Genomic DNA, 22,087 nt, shown 5'->3' with positions numbered 1-22,087 from the left:
CAAAGATAAGATTTTGATATAATAATGTAAAGATATGAGCCCTGATGGGAGGGAAAATCCTTTTGTGCCGGGGTTCGGCACAAAAGATTTGGAAGGACAGCAGGAATAGCTTCTAATTAAAATTCTAATATTTAAAATCCGAATTCCAACTTTTGCGTATTTGAGATTGATAGAATAGTTGAATATCACTAAATGTTTTATATATTTGATTATAAATACTTTAGCTATGCAAATAAATACTAACGCTCACAATTCATTTCACAAATCAACGCTGATTTTTGGAATAATAGTTTGTACTTTCGCACTACTTATTGCTGGACTCGGAATATGGCTTATTTCATTAAAAAGTTCAGGCAAAACCGAATTCGAATTATTTGGACAAAAGTTTTTTTCAGAAAATGTTGGTGTTTCTGCGATATTCATTGGCGCAGTAATTTTGATATTATCGGTTCGAAGAATTTTAAAATCAATGGATAAAATATCGGATAATTATTCTAAAACAAATTATGATATTTTAAACTCAGGAAGTTCTAAAAAGTCACAGATCGAAGAAACTGATTCAGGTAATGATGATTTTGATTCGAGAATTCCGATGTGAATAATTAAATTCCATTTTTTTTAAATCTCAAATCCCAAATTTTTGCGTGTTTGGTAATGTTGAGGTTTCGTTTTTATAAGCCTTCGACTTCGCTCGGGGTGACAATATGGGTTAAATTCCAATTCCAAAAAGGACCATTAGAAAAAAACCTTAGAACCTTACTATCTTAGAACCTCAGAACCTAAAAAAATAAGTATTTTTGTGAAATCATATTCAGCAAAAATGTCAATACTTAAGGATTTAGAACAATTATCAGCATCGTTGGAAGGAACACTTTTATACGATGATCTTCATAAAACGCTTTATTCGACCGATGCTTCGGTGTACCGGATTAAACCAAAAGCGGTTGCCGTGCCTAAAACGATAGCAGATATTAGTAAACTGATTAGGTTTGCGGCGCAGCACAATATTTCGATTACGCCAAGAACGGCCGGAACTTCGCTTGCAGGACAAACGGTTGGTGATGGAATTGTAGTGGATGTTTCGAAGAATTTTACCAAAATCCTGAATTTTGATCCGATTAAAAAAACAGTTACGGTACAGCCCGGCGTGATTCGCGACGAACTGAATTTGTTTCTGAAACCTCATGGCGTATTTTTCGGTCCGAATACTTCGACTTCAAACCGCTGTATGATTGGCGGAATGGTTGGAAATAATTCATCAGGAACTACATCGATTCGCTATGGTGTGACGCGCGATAAAATTGTCGAAATCAAAGGAATTTTAAGCGATGGTTCTGAAGTGGTTTTTAACGAGCTAACTTCAGCAGAATTTATCGAAAAAACCAAAGGCGATTCTTTAGAAAATAAAATATACAAAAGCCTTTACGATGAACTTTCGGTAAAAGCAACGCAGGATGAAATTATAAAAGAGTTTCCGAAACCCGAAATTCACAGAAGAAATACGGGGTATGCCGTTGATATTCTCTTAAAATCGGATTTATTTGGCGGAACGGAACCTACAATTAACGTCGGGAAATTACTTTGCGGAAGCGAAGGAACTTTGGCTTTTACAACCGAAATCACCTTAAAAGTTGACGATTTACCACCAGCCAATAATATTATGGTGGTGGCGCATTATCACAGCATTCAGGAATCGCTGGAATCTGTTGTCGTAGCGATGAAACATCATTTGTATACTTGCGAAATGATCGACGACACGATTTTGGATTGTACCAAAACGAATCGCGAACACATAAAAAACCGATTCTTTTTGCAAGGAGAACCAAAAGCAATTATGATGTTTGAAGTGGCTTCGCACGATGCACAAGATGCCGAAAATCAGGCCAATGCTTTGGTAGCTGATTTAGAAAAAAATAATTTTGGTTACGCACTCGTAAAAATTTACGGTGCCGATATTGAAAAAGTAAATGAACTTAGAAAAGCCGGTCTCGGGCTTTTGGGAAGTATTGTTGGAGACGACAAAGCAGCCGATTCTATTGAAGATACAGCCGTAGAATTGAGCGATTTGCCAGCTTATATTGCAGAATTTTCGGCAATGATGTTACGTCACGGACAAGGTGCTATTTATTATGCGCATGCGGGTGCGGGAGAACTGCATTTGCGTCCGGTTTTGAATTTGAAGAAAACATCAGACCTTAAGCTCTTTAGAACCATCGCGACCGATGTGGCGATTTTGGTAAAAAAATACAGAGGTTCGTTAAGTGGTGAACACGGCGACGGAATTGTGCGCGGAGAGTTTATTCCGTTTATGATTGGCGAAACCAATTATGAATTGCTGAAAAGAATTAAATTGGCGTTTGACCCCAATTCGGTTTTGAATATCGGGAAGATTGTCAACGCATTGAAAATGGATGAAAACCATCGTGTGGTTTCTGGCAGGGTAGAACCGGATATTAAAACGTTTCAGGATTTCTCTGACAGTTTAGGAATTTTGCGCGCAGCCGAAAAATGCAACGGATCAGGAGATTGCCGAAAATTGCCATCGGCAGGAGGAGCGATGTGTCCGAGTTATCGAGCTACGAAAAACGAAAAAGAAACCACGCGTGCGCGAGCGAATGCGTTGCGTGAATATTTGACGTATTCGGAAAAGGAAAATAAATTCGACCAAAAAGAATTATACGAAGTTTTTGAATTATGCGTGAGCTGTAAAGCCTGCGCCAGCGAATGTCCGAGTAATGTAGACGTTGCGACTTTAAAAGCAGAATTTTTATACCAATACCAAAAAGCAAACGGATTTTCGACCCGTAATAAGATTTTTGCACATAACGCAAAACTGAATAAAATGGGAAGTAAGTTTCCGTCGATCACCAACTTTATTTCGAATCAGTCGTTGGTTAAAAAAAGTATGGGAATTGCGCCGGAAAGACAAGTTCCGCTTTTGGCGAAAAAGACTTTCAGAAAGTGGCACGAAAATCATAAACCTACAGTTGCGGATTTTCCAAACGGAAGATTGTATTTGTTTGTAGATGAATTTACCAATTATTATGATGTAAATATCGGAATAGATGCTTTCGAATTATTAACTAAACTCGGTTATCAGGTTTTGGTTATCGATCATGAAGAAAGCGGAAGAGCGTATTTATCTAAAGGTTTTTTGGAAGAAGCAAAAAAAATAGCCAATCACAATGTCAATATTTTTAAAGATTTGGTTTTAGGCAATGCGCCTTTGGTTGGTCTTGAACCTTCGGCCATTTTAACTTTCCGTGATGAATATCTTCGCCTGGCAGATGATAAAGAAGCAGCAGAGAAGTTATCCCGAAATGCTTTTACTATTGAAGAATTCTTTAAAAAAGAAATCATCGACGGAAAAATTACGCCGGATTCATTCTCTGAAGAAAAGAAAGAAATCAAGATTCACGGACATTGCCATCAAAAATCATTGAGTTCGGTAGAAGCGACTTTTGCGATGCTGAATTTACCAACCAATAATACCGTTACAATTTATAATTCAGGCTGTTGCGGAATGGCGGGGTCTTTTGGTTACGAAAAAGAACATTATCAGGTGAGTATGCAAATGGGCGAAGACACACTTTTCCCAAAAGTACGTGCTACCGCCGAAAACGTCAAAATCGCTGCCGCAGGAACCAGCTGTCGTCATCAAATTTACGACGGAACAAAACGTGAAGCGCAGCATCCGGTTAGTATTTTAAGAAGCTGTTTGCGTTGAGAGCTGGCACACGGATGACACGGATTCACTTCGTGAAAACGCAGATAAGCGCGGATTTTTTTGTTTCACGCAGATTTTAAAAAGATTTAAGCAGATTTACTCAGACTTTTACAACTGTATCAAAAAAAATCCGCTTAATCTGCAGAATCTGCGAGAGAAAAAGTTTAGTTAACTATTAAATAAAAAATGAAAAAATATCAACCAAGCTTTGATGAATTAGATAAAAAACTGGACAAAACCATACAACAAAACTTTTCATCAAGTTATATGTCTAATCAGAAATGGGTGAAACTAATTAATGCTTTTGTAGCAAATTCTGAATGGATCAAAAAAGTTGAGGTTAAAAAAATACTTGATGAAAGAGTAGGATTACTTTATATTTCAAATGATTTTGCCTATCAGTTTGATTATTGGAATATAGGTTTTGAGAGTAGTCATTCTTTTGGTGGTTGGTTACTTTATAAAGAAATAGAATTTATCAGTTTTCCATCTAAATTTCAAAATGGGAAACTAATCGAGGAACAGAATTTAAACAGAATTAAAGAAATAATCAATAAAGTTGGATTATTTGAATTAGTTGAGCAAGATGGAGAATTAATTTTGTTTGGTTATAAATAAAATCTGCGCGCATCTGCTTAAATCTTTTTAAATCTGCTTGAAATAATTTGTGCTAATTTGTGAAATTTGTGGCTAAAAAAACTTTGCGTTTTAGCAGGCTAGTAAAAAAAACCTGCGTCAATCCGTTTAATCCGCATAATCCGTGGGCAAAATAATTCACCACAAAAAATACACACAAAACAAAATCGTTTTATATATTTGAAATCAGGATAATTTTTGCATTATTTGCAAAATAAAAGCATAAAGTCCGAAAGAAATTAATTTTAAACTAGAAAATACAATATGGCATTATCAGGTTTATTCCGAAAAAAGACGGTACAAGATATTCTGAAACAAGTTGCAAAAAACGAAGCAGACGGTCATAATGCGTTAGGAAAGCATTTGACGACCAGAGATTTAACTGCATTTGGAATTGCAGCAATCGTTGGTGCGGGAATTTTTAGTACGATCGGAAAAGCCAGTGCTGACGGCGGACCAGCCGTTATTTTCTTGTTTTTATTTACAGCTCTTGCCTGTAGTTTCGCTGCTTTTGCTTACGCCGAATTTGCTTCAATGGTTCCCGTTTCCGGAAGTGCTTATACGTATTCGTATGTCGCTTTTGGAGAAATTATCGCGTGGATTATTGGTTGGGCATTAATTATGGAATATGCCGTAGGAAATATAACGGTCGCGATATCGTGGAGTGATTATTTTACAGGACTGCTCCAGAGTGGCGGAATTCATCTCCCGCAATGGATTCAGATGGATTATCTAACTGCTTCAAACGGATTTAGAGATGCTGAATCTTTAATGCAAAGCGGAAAATCTTTCGAGAATTTAGGTTCGGGATTACAAGCTGCATATACAGCCTGGACAACAGCGCCAACAATTGGATCTTTCCATTTTGTGGCGGATTTACCGGCTTTGTTTATCATTATTTTAATCACGGCTTTGGTTTACAGAGGAATGAAAGAATCTCGTAACGCGAGTAATGCCATGGTAGTAGTAAAACTTTGTATTGTACTTTTGGTAATTGCAGTTGGTGTATTTTATGTAGATACTGCCAATTGGGATCCGTTTGCGCCAAATGGCGTTAGTGGGGTTTTAAAAGGAGTTTCAGCCGTTTTCTTTGCTTATATTGGTTTTGATGCCATTTCTACAACTGCAGAAGAATGTAAAAATCCACAGCGTGATTTACCACGCGGAATGATGTGGGCAATTATCATTTGTACCATTTTATATATTGCCATTGCTTTGGTATTAACCGGAATGGTGCGTTATAACGAATTAAATGTTGGAGATCCTCTGGCGTTTGTTTTCGATAAATTAAACCTAAAATGGATGTCTGGAATTATTGCCGTAAGTGCGGTAATTGCGATGGCGAGCGTTTTATTGGTTTTCCAAATGGGTCAGCCACGTATCTGGATGAGTATGAGCCGTGATGGTTTATTGCCAAAGAAATTTTCTACCGTGCATCCAAAATTCAAAACACCATCTTTTGCAACCATTGTAACTGGTTTTGTGGTGGCGATTCCGGCTTTATTTTTGAATTTGACAATGGTGACTGATTTATGCAGTATCGGAACTTTATTTGCCTTTGTTTTGGTTTGCGCAGGAGTCTTGGTTTTACAAAATAAACCAGAAATTCCAAGAGGAAAATTCAAAACGCCGTATGTAAATTCAAAATTTATTATGCCCGTTTTAATGATCGCAGGACTGTATTATGCCTTTGCTTTCAACAATAAAGCAACAATGGCTTTCATTAATAATGAGGCGCAAACAAACGATGCAACAACAATCATTACCTCTTTAAATAAAGAAGAATCTGCAAAAGTTTTCAATTATTTAGAAAGCATCGATGTTAAAAATAAAATTGCCGAAACTTCAGATTTAGAACATTTACTAAGTCAATATCAAGACGACGAAGCAAAATATGCCGAAGTTGTTAAAGGTTTGCCAATCAATGATTCATTAAAATACGAATCAGGTTTCAGTTTGTTCAAACACAAAATCCCAATGTGGATATTCCTTTTCGTTTTGGTTGGATTAGCCGTTTGGGCATTCAGAAAAAACTTGTCTTTAATTCCACTTTTAGGACTTATCTGTTGTCTTTACATGATGGCCGAATTAAGCGTTTGGAACTGGATTTACTTCACGGTTTGGTTACTAATCGGATTGTTTATTTACTTTACTTATAGTAGAAAAAATAGTAAGTTGAACTTCCCTGCAGAGGTTAGATAATTATTAATTGTGAATTATAAATTATAAATTATAAATTATAAATGAAAAGCCGTTCCTGAGATAATCTCGGAACGGCTTTTTGTTTTTATCGCATTTGTGTCATCGTTTTGCTTGTCATTTCGACGCAAGGAGAAATCTCCGCAAGAAGCTCCACAAAGATTGGGTTCTCGTGACGGAGTTACTTGCGGAGATTTCTCCTCCGTCGAAATGACAAATTGGTGCGATTATACGAAATGAATTGGTGAAAATCAGTGAAATTCGTGTTTTAAAATCCCCAATTCCACCATACATTCCTTCATCATTTCATAAGTACGTTGAATATCATTGTCCAACCCAATCGAAAAACGAATCAAGCCATCCGTCAATCCCATTTCGTGTTGTTCTTCCAGCGGAATTTCACTCGAAGTCGACGTTCCCGGCGCGCTAAATAACGTTTTATAAAATCCTAAACTTACGGCTAAATAACCCAAGTTTCTGGCTTGCATCAATTCCATTAATTCATTCGCTTTCTCTAAAGTGCCAACATCGATTGTCATCATTCCGCCAAAACCATATTCCGGATTAATCATCGTTTTGTACAATTCATGACTCGGGTGACTTTTCAATCCCGGATAAACCGTTTTTAAACCATCAGCTTCAAATTGATCCGCCAGAAAATGCGCATTATGACTGTGTTGTTTAATTCGAATATGCAACGTTCGCAGATTTTTCATTACCGAAGCCGATCGCAAACTATCCATCGTTGGTCCCAAAAGCATACTCGCTCCGGAATTTACATTTTTTAGTGAATTAATAAATTCTTTCGATGCACAAGTCACACCGCCAACGGTATCGCTGCTCCCATTTATGTATTTCGTCAAACTATGAATTACGATATCGGCGCCCAATTTTGCAGGAGAAACAGACAAAGGTGAAAAGGTATTATCAACCACCAATTTCAAATTATGCTTTTTAGCGATTTTCGCCAAGCCGGCAATATCAGCCACTTCCAATAACGGATTACTTACTGTTTCGCAATACAAAACTTTCGTTCTTGGCGTAATGGCAGCTTCCACAACATCCAGTTTTGTGATGTCAACAAAGCTTGTTTCGATGCCAAATCTCGGAGTAAAATTTTTCAAAAAAGCATATGTTCCGCCATAAATCGTTCGGCTAGAAACAATGTGGTCGCCCGCACCGCACAATTGCAAGAGAGTTGGTGTAATAGCTCCCATTCCCGAAGCCGAAACATTTGCCGTTTCCGTGCCTTCCATTGCTGCCAAAGCTTGGTCTAAATACAAATTACTTGGAGAAGAATGGCGAGAATACAAATAACATCCTTCCATATTACCCTCAAAAGTATCGAACATCGTTTTTGCTGAAAGGAAAGTATAAGTAGACGAATCAGAAATCGAAGGATTCACGCCTCCAAATTCCCCAAAGTATTGCAAATCCTGAATTTTATCTGCTGGATTAAAGTTTTTCATAAGTTTATAGTTTATAGTTTTTTGTTTATCGTTTGTTGTTATTTGAAATTGATATTGCCATTGTCATTGGAATTTGGAATTTATTTTTTGGAATTTCAGGAGCTATTCCAGCTTTTCGTTTCAAGTCCTCATAAAAAAGGCAAAGTTTCTAATGGCCTAAAAAGAGCTTCCGGTGGTCGCTTTTTTAGCCCAAGAAACTTTTGCCTTTTTTACTCCGGGCTTTCCATTTCAATCTGGGCTATGCAACCTGTTTTCAAAAGAAATTCTATTCAAAATAACATCTTTATAGAAAAATAATCAACCATAAAAACTATAATTAGATTTTAAAACTATATAAATGAATTATTAAAGATTATTAATCTAAATTTGTTCGAATATTTTCCAAGCAATAGATTTTCTTTCATTGCAACTAAAACTATAAACAACAAGCCATAAACCACAAACTGTAAAACATGACTCTGGACGCCACCGATAAAAAACTGCTCGTTTTACTTCAAACCGACAGTAAAAAAACAACCAAAGAATTATCCTTAAAACTGAATCTGTCAGTAACCGCAGTTTACGAACGCATCAAAAAGTTAGAACGCGAAGGAATCATCAAAAACTATGTAGCACTTGTCGATAAAACCAAAATAGATAAAGGATTTGTAGTTTTCTGTCACTTAAAACTCATTCAACACACCAAAGAATTCCTAACCAAATTTGAAAGCGAAGTCATCAAACTCAACGAAGTTTTAGAATGCCATCACGTAAGCGGCGATTACGATTATATACTAAAAGTTCTGGTAAAAGATATGGAAGCTTATAGGGAATTTTTAGTAACCAAACTAACCTCGCTTCAACATATAGGCAGCACACAAAGTATGTTTATGATTAGTGAAGTGAAGAATTCAACGGTGATTTTTTGAGGAAGCTCTTTTGCCACGAAGGCACTAAGGCACAAAGTTTTTTTTATAATAACCTCGCAAAGTAGCAGAATCGCAAAGTTTTTTGAATTTTGCGACTTTGCGACTTTGCGAGCAAAATTTCAGCCCAATAAATAAAAAACCTTTGCGAACTTTGCGGTAAAATTCGCAGTGTAAAAAAACTTCGCGTCTTAGAGCCTTCGTGGCAAAACGCAAACCCAAAATTTCACACAAAAAACATTGAGATTTAAACTTTAAACAAAACTTTATTCCTTAATTTTGTATCGCTAAAAATAAAATTAACAAACTATGAGTTCATTTGACGTAGTCATTATAGGTTCAGGACCGGGCGGATATGTATCAGCAATTCGTTGCGCACAATTAGGTTTCAAAACAGCAATTGTAGAAAAGTATAACTCTCTTGGCGGAACCTGCCTTAACGTAGGTTGTATTCCTTCAAAAGCATTATTATCTTCTTCTCATCATTATGCAGAAATTGCTCATTTTGCAGATCACGGAATTGAAGTTTCGGGAGATGTAAAAATCAATTTAGAGAAAATGATTGCCCGCAAACAAGCAGTTGTAGATCAAACCGTAGGTGGAATCAACTACTTAATGGACAAAAATAAAATTACTGTTTTCACTGGTTTAGGTTCTTTCGTAGACGCGACACACATTGCGGTTGCAAAAGCCGACGGAACATCTGAAACTATCGAAGCAAAATATACTGTAATTGCTACAGGTTCAAAACCATCTTCTTTACCTTTCATCAAAATTGATAAAGAAAGAATCATCACTTCTACAGAAGCTTTGGAATTAAAAGAAGTTCCAAAACACTTAGTAATTATTGGTGGTGGAGTAATCGGAATCGAGCTTGGACAAGTTTACTTACGTCTTGGTGCTCAGGTTTCTGTAGTAGAATTCATGGACAGAATTATTCCGGGAATGGATAGTTCTTTGTCTAAAGAATTGACTAAAGTATTGAAAAAACAAGGAATGAAATTCTACGTTTCTCACAAAGTAAAATCAGTTGAAAGAAACGGCGATGCAGTTGTTGTTCAGGCTGAAAATGCAAAAGGAGAAACAATTACTCTTGAAGGAGATTATTCATTAGTTTCTGTTGGTCGTCGTCCGTACACAGACGGATTAAACGCTGACAAAGCAGGAGTTAAAATCTCAGACAGAGGACAAGTAGAAGTAAACGATCATTTACAAACTAATGTTCCAAACATTTACGCAATTGGTGACGTTGTTCGTGGAGCAATGTTGGCACACAAAGCGGAAGAAGAAGGAACTATGGTTGCTGAAATCTTAGCAGGTCAAAAACCACATATCGATTATAACTTAATTCCTGGTGTAGTTTATACATGGCCGGAAGTTGCTGCTGTTGGAAAAACAGAAGAGCAATTGAAAGCAGAAGGAATTGCATATAAATCTGGAAGTTTCCCTTTCAAAGCGTTAGGACGTGCAAGAGCAAGTGCTGACCTAGACGGATTTGTAAAAATCCTTGCTGATGAAAAAACAGATGAGGTTTTAGGAGTTCACATGATTGGAGCGCGTACAGCTGATTTAATTGCTGAAGCGGTTACTGCAATGGAATTTAAAGCTTCTGCTGAAGATATTTCAAGAATGAGCCACGCGCATCCAACTTTCGCGGAAGCGGTAAAAGAAGCAGCATTGGCAGCAACAGAGAACAGAGCGATACACGTATAATTTTAACGTAAAGTCATATTTTAAACCCATCATTTCCAGATCCTTGGAATTGATGGGTTTTTGTTTTACCTTATTATTTTAGGTCATATCATATAAAATTCAAAAATAATTTTGTAAATTAGATGGTGATTTCAGATGTTATCTTTACTTAAGTAAAAAGACAACATTATGAAAAATAGATATATAGCTCCTGTTTTACTTGGAGCAGGAATTGCTTTTCTGCTTTACTCTTGCGGATCGACAATTCCAAAAAATGCGACTGCTGTACAAAACTTTGATAAATCTAAATACTTAGGAAAATGGTACGAAATTGCCAGATTAGATTTTAAGTATGAAAAAGGCTTAAACAATGTTACGGCAGAATATTCGCTAAACGACAACGGAACTATAAAAGTTGATAATAAGGGCTATAATGTCAAAAAAGACAAATGGGAAGAAAGCATCGGGAAAGCCAAGTTCGTCAAAAAGGACAATGTTGGTATGCTTAAGGTCTCATTTTTTGGTCCTTTTTATTCCGGTTATAATGTAATTGCGATAGATCCGGATTATAAATATGCACTTGTTGCGGGCGAAAGCCTAAAATATTTGTGGATACTTTCGAGAGAAACTTCAATACCGGAAAACATCAAATTAGATTATCTTAGAAAAGCTCAGGAAATTGGTTATGATACTTCTGAACTGGTTTGGGTAAAACACGATCAACGCTAATTTATTTTTACCGCAAAGAACACAAAGATTTTAATCTAAGAATACTTTTGAAAATCAAAAAGTTCGCAAAGCTAAATCAATACAAAGCTTTGCGGGCTTTACCTTTTTATAAAAGCTATGAGTAAAAAAACTTAGCGATCTTTGCGGTAAAAATTGCATTTGATTCATTTATTTTTCGTCCCATAAGTTTGGAATTGATTCATAAAAAGCGTTAAAAATTAAAAAAAATAAAGCCCGACATTTTAAATGTCGGGCTTTTTTATGTTTGGGTAAAATTAAACTATGCTTTAAAAACACTTCTGTAATTATCCCAGTATCTGTAAATTAAAAATAAATTAGCAAGGAATAATAATGCTGCAATTGGCAAACCTTCGGGAGCCAGAAAATAATTGATAAACAAAATGTTTACCGTTATGGGTAAGATCAAAATATTGGCTAATGTTACATAACGTCCTGTTACAAATGCAATTCCGCAAAGCAATTCTATTGATTTAGCTAAAGGCATTAAATAAGTTGAAGCCATTAAGCCAACATTAAAGGCTTTGAAATTTCCTGTGGTTTCTGGTTCTGGCATTAAGTGGAAAAAATAACTGATCGAAGCAAAAAGCAATAAAAGACCAATTAAGACGCGGATAATAATGGTTGCAATTTTCATAATACTAGGATTTAAGATAGGTTAAAAAATATAATTTATTTTGCTGATAAACATTACAAATTGAAATTCTCTAATAAATGAAAATCTGATTTTGGGCCAGTTTTATTGAGAATTTTATAATCAATACAATCCTATTTTGGGATTAATTTAATCCTATATCAAATATAATGAATTTTTTCTTATTAAATCGTCGCTTTATTAACAGTTTTGGCTAATTATTGCCTTTGCTTTTAAACCTGAAATTTCTATTTTAAACTTTCGTTGATAAGTCGTACCATTAACTTATTTAAAGATTCAACCTGATAATTTCCCACGGAAGCTACAAGATGATCGTTTCCAATACCGCTGTCATTGGTTATAAAAACGTATGTTCCATTAGTTGCAATTGCCATATAACGCATTAAAAACTCCGTTTCCTTGTCGATGCCACTAGCAGTGATCGGAATAATTCGTATGCCTTTTTTACTTGCTTTTGCGATTAAACTGTGAATTTCTGAAATAATTTGATCGTCATAATGAGGCGGAGCATCCAATACTAAAAAAAGAATTCTCGAAGTAGCATTTTCAGACCATTCCAAATCATTAATAGATTCGTTTAAAGCCGTTTCAACAGCCTCAGGAAAATCACCTCCGGCATCTGCGGATTGGTCTTTAATAAACCCTGTAGTATCATCAATATCTGTCGAAAAATCAGATGTTTTAGTAACATAATCCTCGCCTTTATCTCTGTAAAAAACAGCTCCCATATTTACAATAGTGCCTTGATTGTTACGTTTTACTTTTGAGATAACATCGGTCAATTCTTCTTTTAGATACTCTATTTCATCTCCCATAGAACCTGTTGCATCAACCATAAAAGCAATGTCGATTTTCTTTTCTTTAGTATTGGGTTCGCTGTAATTTTTTAAAACCAATCTATTGATTTTTTTATCATTATAATTTTGAATATTTTGAAATACCTGATTGCCAATTTTAATTTTTAAATTTTGGGTATCGGCTTGGTTGTCTTCGTTTAAAGAAGGCCATAATTCGGCATTTCCTTTATTGTTTGTTCTTGAAGACCAAATGATATTGTTTTGAGAATCAAGTAATAAAACCGGTACATCAACTACGTTTTCATAATCCGATTTTACATTTACAGAAATCCTGTTTTTTAGATTGTATTTCCAGTAACCACTCATTTCAGAGAATTCTGAATTTTCGTTTAAAGATTCCCAGAATGACCAATTGCTTAAATCATTCCACTCACCGGCGGTAATTTGTCCAGCCTGAATTTGTTGTTGCTCATCGCTATCTGAATATTCAGATTTTGAGGATTCAACGTCTGCGCGATCTTCTCTAGCTGAAGAGTCTGTTGCTTCTGCTGAGGATGTAGAATCTGCTTTTTTACAAGAAAAAAGTAATGTGATAATTACAAGGGCTGTCAAGCCCAATTGTGCAATTGTTTTCATAAAAAGTTTTAAAGTTGATTAATGAATAAAGTTTTGAATATCATTAATAATGATTTTCTGTTAAAAAAAATGATTTTGTTAATGCGCGCTAATTCGATATACTAAAAAGTGTGCCAATAATTTTTAAGTATTCTTTTATCGAAGGATTTTTTTTGTCGTAATTTTGAAATCTAAAATTTATACCTTTTTGAGAGTTTCCATTCATAAACATATACCCAATCCCGAGCAGTTTAAGCAGCAACTACTAGGATGGTCACAGCAATTTCGCGAAGTCGTTTTTTTGGATAGTAATTCCTACCCACAAGAATATTCGAGTTTTAATTGTATGATGGCGGTAGATGCTTTTACGTCTTTAAAAACCGATTTTCACAACGCTTTTGAAGATTTAAAACAATACCAGCAAACCACAAAAGACTGGCTTTTTGGCTATTTAACATACGATTTAAAAAATGATATTGAAGATCTAAAATCATCCAATTTTGACGGACTGGATTTTCCGGATTTGTTTTTCTTTCAGCCTAAAAAAATATTTATTTTAAGAGAAAATGAGCTTGAAATTCAATATTTAATGCTTTGTGATGATGAAGTCGAAGAGGATTTTAAGGAAATCGTTAAAAGTGAAAAGTTAGAAGTTAAACGTTTGGAATCTTTAGAGATTGAGCAAAGAATTTCTAAAGAATTTTATATCGAAAAAGTAACAAAAATGCTGCATCACATTCACGCAGGTGATATGTATGAAGCCAATTTTTGTATGGAATTTTTTGCGGAAAATGCTATTATAAATCCGTTAGAAAAATTTCAGAAACTGAATGAAATCTCGCAAGCGCCATTTTCTGTTTTCTTTAAAAACCATAAACAATATTTGCTTTCAGCTTCGCCGGAACGATATTTGAAAAAGATAGGAGATCAGTTAATTTCTCAACCTATTAAAGGAACTTCAAAACGATTTATTGATCCGATTGAAGATGAAAAATCAAAACAATTTCTGGAATCAGACGCAAAAGAACGTGCAGAAAACATCATGATTACCGATTTGGTTCGCAATGATTTATCGCATACAGCGCAAAAAGGTTCGGTTGAAGTGGTGGAACTTTGCAAGATATATTCGTTTTTGCAGGTACATCAAATGATTTCGACCATAACTTCAAAATTAGATCCACAATATTCGCCAATTGACGTTTTAAGAACCACTTTCCCAATGGGAAGTATGACGGGAGCGCCAAAAATTTCGGTCATGAAAATCATCGAAAACCTGGAAGAAACCAAACGCGGTTTGTATAGCGGAGCCGTTGGATATTTTACTCCCGAAGGTGATTTTGATTTTAATGTCGTGATCAGAAGTATTTTGTACAATCAGGAAAATCAATATGTTTCATTTTCAGTTGGGAGCGCCATTACATCACAATCTGTTCCCGAAAAAGAATATGAAGAGTGTTTGTTGAAGGCAAAGGCAATGCATGAAGTTTTACGATAAAAAGGGTTTGCCACGAATTACACGAATTGCATGAATTTTTTAATTTTTTGCTACAGATTAAAAGATTAAAATGATTTTTTTTCACGCAGATTTTAATTGATTTTTTATTAAAATTAATCTGTTAGTGTAATGCATAAAAATTTAATTAAACACATAGAAACATAGATTTTATGATTTTGAAAAAAGTAAATCAAAAGAAACTAGTTTCTCACACATAGTTCTATGTTTGTTAATGCAAGTGAAACGCCTTTATTCACTTCTATGAGCTATGTTTCTATGAGTTAAAAATAATTGCATCTAAAGATTAAAAATAATTTGAGTGAATTTGCTTAAATCTTTTTAAATATGCGTGAAAAATAATCTGTGAAAATCTTCTAATCTGTGGCTGAAAAAATAATTAGCGTAAATTTGTGTAATTCGTGGCAAAAAAAATAATAATAAAATGCTTAAAAATTTTCAAAATCATATCATATCAAGGTTTCCATTTTTGGAAGGAAAAAAAACATTTCTCGCTGTTAGCGGAGGTTTAGACAGTATGGTTTTGCTGCATTTATTTCAGCAATTGCCTTATGAAATTGCAGTTTTACATTGTAATTTTCAGCTTCGCGGATTAGAAAGTTTTGGCGATCAGGATTTCATTCAAAATTATTGTGATCAAAATAATATCCCAATTTTTACAACTCAGTTTGATACCGAAGCTTTTGCAAAAGATTACAAACTTTCTACCCAGGTTGCAGCGCGCGAATTACGTTATAGTTGGTTTTATGAACTTTTGGAAACCGAAAACTTCGATTATATTTTTACCGCTCATCATGCCGATGATAATCTGGAAACTTTCATTATCAACTTAACGCGTGGAACCGGATTAGACGGTTTAACCGGAATTCCGGAGCAGAATGATAAAATTATTCGTCCGCTTTTGCCTTTTTCGAGAGAAGAAATTCTGAAATATGCCGAAGAAAATAATATCGAATGGAGGGAAGACAGCAGTAATGCATCCAATAAATACCTGCGAAATAAAATCCGTCATGATTTGGTTCCGATTTTGAAGGAGATTAATCCCAACTTTTTAAGTGCTTTTCAGAAATCACAATCGTATTTGCAGGAATCGAAAGAAATGGTTGAAGATGCATCGATTATGATTTATCAGCAAGTGGCGAAAGAGGCTGGCGATGATATTCATTTTGATTTAAATCAGCTTAAAAAATTACCTAATTACAAATCTTATTTGTACCAATGGCTCAACGAATTTGGTTTTGTGGCTTGGAATGATATTTATGATTTGGTTGATGGTCAATCTGGTAAACAGGTTTTTGCTGCAGAATTCCGATTATTAAAAAATAGAAATACCTTGATTTTGACTCCGATTTCAGAAGAAGACGAAAGAGAAGAATATCAGATCAATGAAAATGAAGAAGACGTTAATTTTCCCTTAAAATTGAAGCTTTGTCGCGTAGATGACATTACAATAGATTCAAATAAGGCTATCTTTGTGGACGCCGAAAAAATCCAGTTTCCTTTGGTTTTACGTAAATGGAATGAGGGCGATGTTTTTCATCCTTTTGGCATGAATGGCCAATCTAAAAAAGTAAGCAAACTTTTTAAAGATGAGAAATTGTCGCTTATTGAAAAAGAAAAAATCTGGATTTTATCTTCTGGCAATCAAATTGTTTGGGTTGTAGGAATTAGGCAGGACGAACGTTTTAAAATAGAAAATACCACTAATAAAATACTTAAAATAGAATTACAATAATGAACTTTACTCAATCCTATCAAGCTTCAATATCAAAAAGTGTCTGGAATAAAACCATTGTTTTTTTGTTATTTTTCATTTTTGCCTTTGCAAATAGTAATGCCCAAATTTTAGAACCGGTAAAATGGACGTCTAAAATTGAAAAGAAAGGCAATAACGCCGTTGTAATTTTTGACGGAACGATTGAAAAAGACTGGCACATGTACTCGCAATTTACGCCAGACGGAGGTCCGCTTGCGTTGGAAATAGTTTTTAAAAATCAAAAAGGCAACTACGAATTAATAGGCAAAGCCAAAGAAGGAAAAACGAGAACAGCTTTTAATGATGTTTTTGGTGTAAACGAGACTTTCTTTGAAGGAAAAGCGCATATTGAACAGGAAATCAAGATTGTAAACCCAAATTTAAAAACAGTCGATGTCGATTTTGATTTTCAGGTTTGTAAAGAAGTCTGTATCAATTCTAATAAAAAATTCTCGATCAGCGTTCCGTCAACATTCAAAATGGATGCTGTCCCTGCAATAGTGGAATCAAAATTGGACGAAACAAAAGTTCCGGCTTTAGTTGTGGATACTGTATCAACTTCGGTAGAAAAAGCTAAAAAAGAAACTGTTAAAACAGAAGTTGCTGAAATTTCAAAAGAAGAAATTCCTGCGCCGGCACCTTCAAGAAGTTTGTGGTCAATCTTTTTTATTGCATTTATTTCAGGATTTGCGGCATTGTTAACGCCTTGTGTGTTTCCAATGATTCCAATGACAGTAAGTTTCTTTACCAAACAAAGCAAAAGCAGAGCAAAAGGAATTAGAAACGCGATTATTTACGGACTTTCAATCATTGCTATTTATGTAATATTAGGCTTAATTGTAACCAAAGTATTTGGTGCAGATGCTTTAAATGCCTTGTCAACAGATGTTTGGTTTAACTTAATATTCTTTGTTTTATTGATTGTTTTCGCAGTTTCATTTTTGGGAGCTTTCGAAATTATGCTGCCAAATTCATGGGCAAACAAAGCAGATCAGCAAGCAGACAGAGGCGGAATAGTTGGGATATTGTTTATGGCTTTGGCTCTTGCAATTGTTTCTTTTTCATGTACAGGGCCAATTGTAGGAACGTTATTGGTTGAAGCAGCTTCAAACGGAGGAATTGCACCGGTCATTGGAATGTTAGGATTTTCATCTGCAATGGCTTTACCGTTTATGTTGTTTGCGATGTTCCCGGGTTGGTTAAATACATTGCCAAAATCGGGCGGATGGCTGAATACCGTGAAAGTAGTTTTAGGATTTTTGGAATTGGCTTTAGCGTTCAAATTTTTATCAAATGCCGATTTAGTGCTGCAATTGCATTTATTAGAAAGAGAAGTTTTCTTAGCGATCTGGATTGCCATTTTTGGAACTTTGGCTTTTTATCTTTTCGGAAAAATTACTTTACCCCACGATAGTCCAACGAATCACATTTCTGTTGGAAGATTATCTTTCGGATTGATTGTATTGACTTTTACAATCTATTTAATTCCGGGACTTTGGGGAGCACCTTTGAAATTGATAAGTGCTTTTCCGCCGCCACAGACATATAGTGAAAGTCCGCTTGGATTTGGAGGTTCTGGAGGAGCTGGAAACGGAGTCGTTTCAGAAAAAGGTTTGCCTGAAGGAGCAGAATTAGGTCCACACGGAATTATGGTTTTCCATGATTACGAAGATGGTGTAGCTTTTGCAAAATCAATCAATAAACCAATTATGTTGGATTTTACAGGTTATGCTTGTGTGAATTGCAGAAAAATGGAAAATAATGTTTGGTCTGACGAAAAAGTTTTGCCAATCTTAAAAAATGATGTTGTACTGATTTCTCTTTATGTTGATGATAAACGCGAACTGCCAAAAGAAGAACAATTTGTAACAGCAGCGGGAGATAAAATTATCACTGTTGGTGACAAATGGACTGATTTTATGATCTCAAAATATAAAACAAATACACAACCCTTATATATTATAACTGACTTGGAAGGAAAAAATCTAAACGATACAAAACCAACAATAAGTTATGTGAGTACAGAAGAATATTTGGTTTGGCTGAAACAAGGGATTTCTAATTTTAAATAAGATTTTTTTAGAATAAAGAATAAAGAGAATAGAATAAAGAGAATAGAATGTGAGATATAGACTATTGATTAAAGTAAGGATTCAGTTCACGTAAATTTTATTTGGCTAAACAAAAAAAATCCGCGATAATCTGTGTCTTTGCTTGCGAATCAGCATCATCAGCGTTCAAAATTAGGCTTCTGTAGATCAATCTAAAATCTAAGATCAACAATCTCAAATAAAGCAAAAAAGCACTCTAAAATAGAGTGCTTTTTTTTGGTTAGTTGTTTTTTGGTTTGGAAATTGATTATTATAAGTATTCTCCGTGTTGAGAAATATCTAATCCTAATTCTTCTTTTTCTTCAGTAACTCTTAGAGGAGTGATTTTGTTTACAATGAAGAATAAAGCGTAAGAGGCACAGAAAGCAAAAATTGACACTAATACTAATGCTTTTAATTGTATTAAGAATAAAGTAGCATCACCAAAGATTAAACCTTGATTATCACCAACAATTGAGTTTACGCTTTTAGAAGCAAATACTCCGGTTAATAACATTCCTACCATTCCGCCAACACCGTGACAAGCGAAAACGTCAAGAGCATCATCAATTTTTCCTTTAGGAAATTTGCTTACTACAAGATTACTAATTACAGCAGCGATAATACCAATTGCCAATGCATGAGGAATGCTCACAAAACCAGCAGCAGGAGTGATCGCAACCAAACCAACTACAGCACCAATACAAGCACCCATAGCAGATAGTTTGTGACCTAATATTTTGTCAAGGAAAACCCATGCCATAGCAGCAGAAGCAGCAGCAATTGTAGTAGTTCCTAAAGCCTGAGCAGCAAGACTTCCGGCTCCAACAGCTGAACCAGCGTTAAATCCAAACCATCCGAACCATAATAAACCTGTACCTAATAATACATAAGTAATTCTGGCAGGGTTTACTTTTTGAACTTTACGTTTTCCTAAAAAGATTGCTCCGGCCAAAGCAGCCCAACCCGCACTCATGTGTACTACAGTACCGCCAGCGAAGTCAAGAACTCCCCATTTGAAGAACATTCCATCAGGATGCCAAGTCATGTGGCATAACGGAGCGTATATAAATAAAATAAATAAAACCATGAACAATAAATAAGCCCAGAAACGAACACGCTCTGCAAAAGCTCCTGTTATTAATGCCGGAGTGATAATAGCGAATTTTGCCTGAAATAAAGCGAAAAGTATCATCGGAATTGTTGGTGCCAACTCCCAGGCGGTATTTGCACTTACTCCCTGAAAAAATATATTTGATGAAGGATCTCCAATGAAGCCACCAATTGATGGTCCAAAGCACAATCCGAATCCAATTACTACCCAAAGTACAGTAACAATTACCATTGCCATGAAACTTTGAAGCATAGTACTAATTACGTTTTTCTTTCCTACCATTCCTCCATAGAAAAATCCTAATCCCGGAGTCATTAATAATACAAACGCAGTTGCAACAACCATCCATGCAGTATCACCTGTATCAAGTTTTAGTTCAACAACATGAGCGCCTAATGTTTGTGATTCGGTAACAAATGAGATAGAAAAAATAGATAGTAGTAAAATCGTGATAAGAATCACGCTTAAAATAATTTTTCGCATAGTTATTTAGTTTTAAATTTTTGATAAAAATATAAAATCAATCAACACCCCTATAAAAAATAGAGTCTAATGTTTAATTTTTGTTAATTTTTCATTTTAACCCCCTTGCTTTTGAATGTATTTGTTAAAACGGACTTAAAATTTGCAATTTGACAACATTTTTTTAGCCTGATTTGAGAATTTACATACTTTTCCTGTTTTTTTATTAATTATTTATGATTGATACACATCGATTATTGCCGAAAATCGTCTTATTTTTTATGTTGATGACGTATATTTGATCTTTTTAACATTTTTTATAATTAAAACTTAAGAATGGAAATTCAGAAAATTAAATGGGGAATTATAGGTTTAGGAAACATTGCAAATCAGTTTGCTACAGATTTGCAATTGCTTGAAGATGCCGAAATAGTTGCCGTTGCTTCCCGAAATATTGACAATGCAAATGCCTTTGCACAAAAATACAACTGTCCAAAAGCTTACAATTCTTACGATGCTCTTTTTGCAGATGAGAATGTAGACATTATATATATCGCCACTCCACATAATTCTCATGCCGAACTTTCTATTAAAGCCTTGGAAAATGGTAAACATGTTTTATGCGAAAAACCAATTGCCTTATCTTATAATGATGCAGCCCGAATGATTGAAGCCTCAAAAAAGCATAATAAATTTTTTATGGAAGCTTTCTGGACACGATTTATTCCGTCAGTTCAGGATGCTTTGGCAAAAGTAAAAAACGGAGAAATTGGAGAAGTAAAATACCTCAAAGCCGATTTTAATTTTATTGGAAACGAAACACCCGGAAGTCGGTTATTTGATAAACAAAGTGGAGGAGGAGCTCTTTTTGATGTTGGCGTCTATCCGTTATTTCTTTCCTATATAATGTGTGGCATTCCAAACGAAATTCTTGCCAAATCAATTTTTCATAAAAACGGAATTGATTTGCAGACCTCCATAATTTTGCAATATGAAAAAGCACAAGCCACTTTGCATACGTCAATAGTTTCGGAATCTGATATGAAAGCCGTAATTGCGGGAACAAAAGGAAGAATCGAACTCAATGCGCCGTGGTTTATGGCAGATGGTTATGCTATTATTAAAGAAGATAAAGAAACCGCTTTTAATTTTCCAAATTTAGGAAAAGGATATTCGTATGAAGCCATTGAATGTCATAATTGCATTAGAAACAATCAAATAGAAAGTAAACTTTGGTCGCATCAAAATAGTCTGGATTTGAGTAAGATTGTGGAGGAGATTAAAAATCAGATTGGGTTAAGTTTTACTTAATCAATTTTTATTTTGAATAAAAAATGTAAAACAAGATCGCTTATTATAAATTATATCCAAAACCTACATACTCTATTTCCTTTTCGGCAAAATATTTTTTGAATATGTTTACTTCTTCATTTATATTTTTTAGATCTTCTTCAATATTTTTTTTATCAAAATGCCAGACTTTATTATTGTCAGAATCTGTCCATTTTACGATATTTTCTGTGTGAATAACTTTTATACCTTCTTTCCAGCCACTGCATTCAGGAATTCCACAACAACAAGAAAAAATAAAATATTCACCATCTGATTCACAACTATTTAGTAAGTTTTCAGCATCAAAAATGTCGCTGTCAGAGTATGGTTTTTCTCCATTTACAGTAATTTCAAGATCTCCTTGCATCCAAATTTTTG

At 34.9% G+C, this 22,087-nt stretch carries 16 protein-coding genes; 11 read left to right on the top strand and 5 right to left on the bottom strand.

What is annotated here, in order from left to right:
- Positions 1-226: 226 nt before the first annotated feature.
- From SD960_RS18370 to SD960_RS18355, 4 genes are all read left to right on the top strand, one after another.
- Positions 227-598 (top strand): hypothetical protein, encoded by a 372-nt coding sequence (locus SD960_RS18370; RefSeq protein WP_318805202.1) that lies wholly within the window; start codon positions 227-229, stop codon positions 596-598.
- Between the two features lie 222 nt (positions 599-820).
- A complete protein-coding gene (locus SD960_RS18365) occupies positions 821-3,727 on the top strand; it encodes an FAD-binding and (Fe-S)-binding domain-containing protein (RefSeq protein ID WP_318805201.1) in 2,907 nt (968 codons plus the stop codon).
- Between the two features lie 186 nt (positions 3,728-3,913).
- On the top strand, positions 3,914-4,345 hold the full coding sequence (locus SD960_RS18360; protein ID WP_318805200.1) for a DUF6678 family protein: 432 nt from the start codon (positions 3,914-3,916) through the stop codon (positions 4,343-4,345).
- Positions 4,346-4,627: 282 nt separating this feature from the next.
- Positions 4,628-6,565: an amino acid permease gene (locus SD960_RS18355; RefSeq protein ID WP_318805199.1), complete on the top strand. Its 1,938-nt coding sequence runs from the start codon at positions 4,628-4,630 to the stop codon at positions 6,563-6,565.
- A 248-nt stretch (positions 6,566-6,813) separates the two neighbouring features.
- Here the strand turns inward: SD960_RS18355 and SD960_RS18350 are convergent, their stop codons facing one another.
- Positions 6,814-8,031 (bottom strand): aminotransferase class I/II-fold pyridoxal phosphate-dependent enzyme, encoded by a 1,218-nt coding sequence (locus tag SD960_RS18350; protein ID WP_318805198.1) that lies wholly within the window; start codon positions 8,029-8,031, stop codon positions 6,814-6,816.
- A 452-nt stretch (positions 8,032-8,483) separates the two neighbouring features.
- Here SD960_RS18350 and SD960_RS18345 point away from each other — a divergent pair, with 452 nt between their 5' ends.
- The 3 genes from SD960_RS18345 (at position 8,484) to SD960_RS18335 (ending at position 11,357) form a co-directional block, all read left to right on the top strand.
- The gene (locus SD960_RS18345; protein WP_042566586.1) at positions 8,484-8,939 is read left to right on the top strand and encodes an Lrp/AsnC family transcriptional regulator; all 456 of its coding nucleotides are present in this window, start codon (positions 8,484-8,486) and stop codon (positions 8,937-8,939) included.
- 306 nt (positions 8,940-9,245) lie between these two features.
- Positions 9,246-10,649 (top strand): dihydrolipoyl dehydrogenase, encoded by a 1,404-nt coding sequence (lpdA, locus tag SD960_RS18340; protein ID WP_302095111.1) that lies wholly within the window; start codon positions 9,246-9,248, stop codon positions 10,647-10,649.
- 168 nt (positions 10,650-10,817) lie between these two features.
- On the top strand, positions 10,818-11,357 hold the full coding sequence (locus tag SD960_RS18335; RefSeq protein ID WP_318805197.1) for a lipocalin family protein: 540 nt from the start codon (positions 10,818-10,820) through the stop codon (positions 11,355-11,357).
- 280 nt (positions 11,358-11,637) lie between these two features.
- On the opposite strand, the gene SD960_RS18330 is transcribed toward SD960_RS18335, so the two are convergent.
- The gene (locus tag SD960_RS18330; RefSeq protein WP_073393000.1) at positions 11,638-12,012 is read right to left on the bottom strand and encodes a DoxX family membrane protein; all 375 of its coding nucleotides are present in this window, start codon (positions 12,010-12,012) and stop codon (positions 11,638-11,640) included.
- Between the two features lie 245 nt (positions 12,013-12,257).
- On the bottom strand, positions 12,258-13,463 hold the full coding sequence (locus tag SD960_RS18325) for a vWA domain-containing protein (protein ID WP_318805196.1): 1,206 nt from the start codon (positions 13,461-13,463) through the stop codon (positions 12,258-12,260).
- Between the two features lie 187 nt (positions 13,464-13,650).
- Between SD960_RS18325 and SD960_RS18320 the strand changes: the two genes are divergently transcribed.
- The 3 genes from SD960_RS18320 (at position 13,651) to SD960_RS18310 (ending at position 18,783) form a co-directional block, all read left to right on the top strand.
- Positions 13,651-14,937 carry an anthranilate synthase component I family protein gene (locus tag SD960_RS18320; RefSeq protein WP_318805195.1) on the top strand — a complete coding sequence of 429 codons (1,287 nt, stop codon included), beginning with the start codon at positions 13,651-13,653 and terminating at the stop codon, positions 14,935-14,937.
- A gap of 442 nt (positions 14,938-15,379) precedes the next feature.
- Positions 15,380-16,690: a tRNA lysidine(34) synthetase TilS gene (tilS, locus tag SD960_RS18315; protein WP_318805194.1), complete on the top strand. Its 1,311-nt coding sequence runs from the start codon at positions 15,380-15,382 to the stop codon at positions 16,688-16,690.
- A complete protein-coding gene (locus tag SD960_RS18310) occupies positions 16,690-18,783 on the top strand; it encodes a protein-disulfide reductase DsbD family protein (protein ID WP_318805193.1) in 2,094 nt (697 codons plus the stop codon). Before tilS ends, SD960_RS18310 begins: the two co-directional genes overlap by 1 nt.
- 289 nt (positions 18,784-19,072) lie before the next feature.
- Here SD960_RS18310 and SD960_RS18305 read toward each other — a convergent pair whose 3' ends face one another.
- Positions 19,073-20,398, bottom strand: a complete 1,326-nt coding sequence (locus SD960_RS18305) for an ammonium transporter (RefSeq protein WP_318805192.1) — start codon at positions 20,396-20,398, stop codon at positions 19,073-19,075.
- A gap of 315 nt (positions 20,399-20,713) precedes the next feature.
- Here SD960_RS18305 and SD960_RS18300 point away from each other — a divergent pair, with 315 nt between their 5' ends.
- A complete protein-coding gene (locus SD960_RS18300; RefSeq protein ID WP_318805191.1) occupies positions 20,714-21,688 on the top strand; it encodes a Gfo/Idh/MocA family oxidoreductase in 975 nt (324 codons plus the stop codon).
- A gap of 43 nt (positions 21,689-21,731) precedes the next feature.
- Here SD960_RS18300 and SD960_RS18295 read toward each other — a convergent pair whose 3' ends face one another.
- Positions 21,732-22,076 (bottom strand): hypothetical protein, encoded by a 345-nt coding sequence (locus SD960_RS18295; RefSeq protein ID WP_318805190.1) that lies wholly within the window; start codon positions 22,074-22,076, stop codon positions 21,732-21,734.
- Positions 22,077-22,087 lie beyond the last annotated feature (11 nt).

The organism is Flavobacterium sp. MMLR14_040 (assembly GCF_033657265.1).
Classification (GTDB): Bacteria; Bacteroidota; Bacteroidia; order Flavobacteriales; family Flavobacteriaceae; genus Flavobacterium.
Note: the sequence above shows the minus strand (reverse complement) of the source record. Positions and strands in the feature narration are given on the sequence as shown.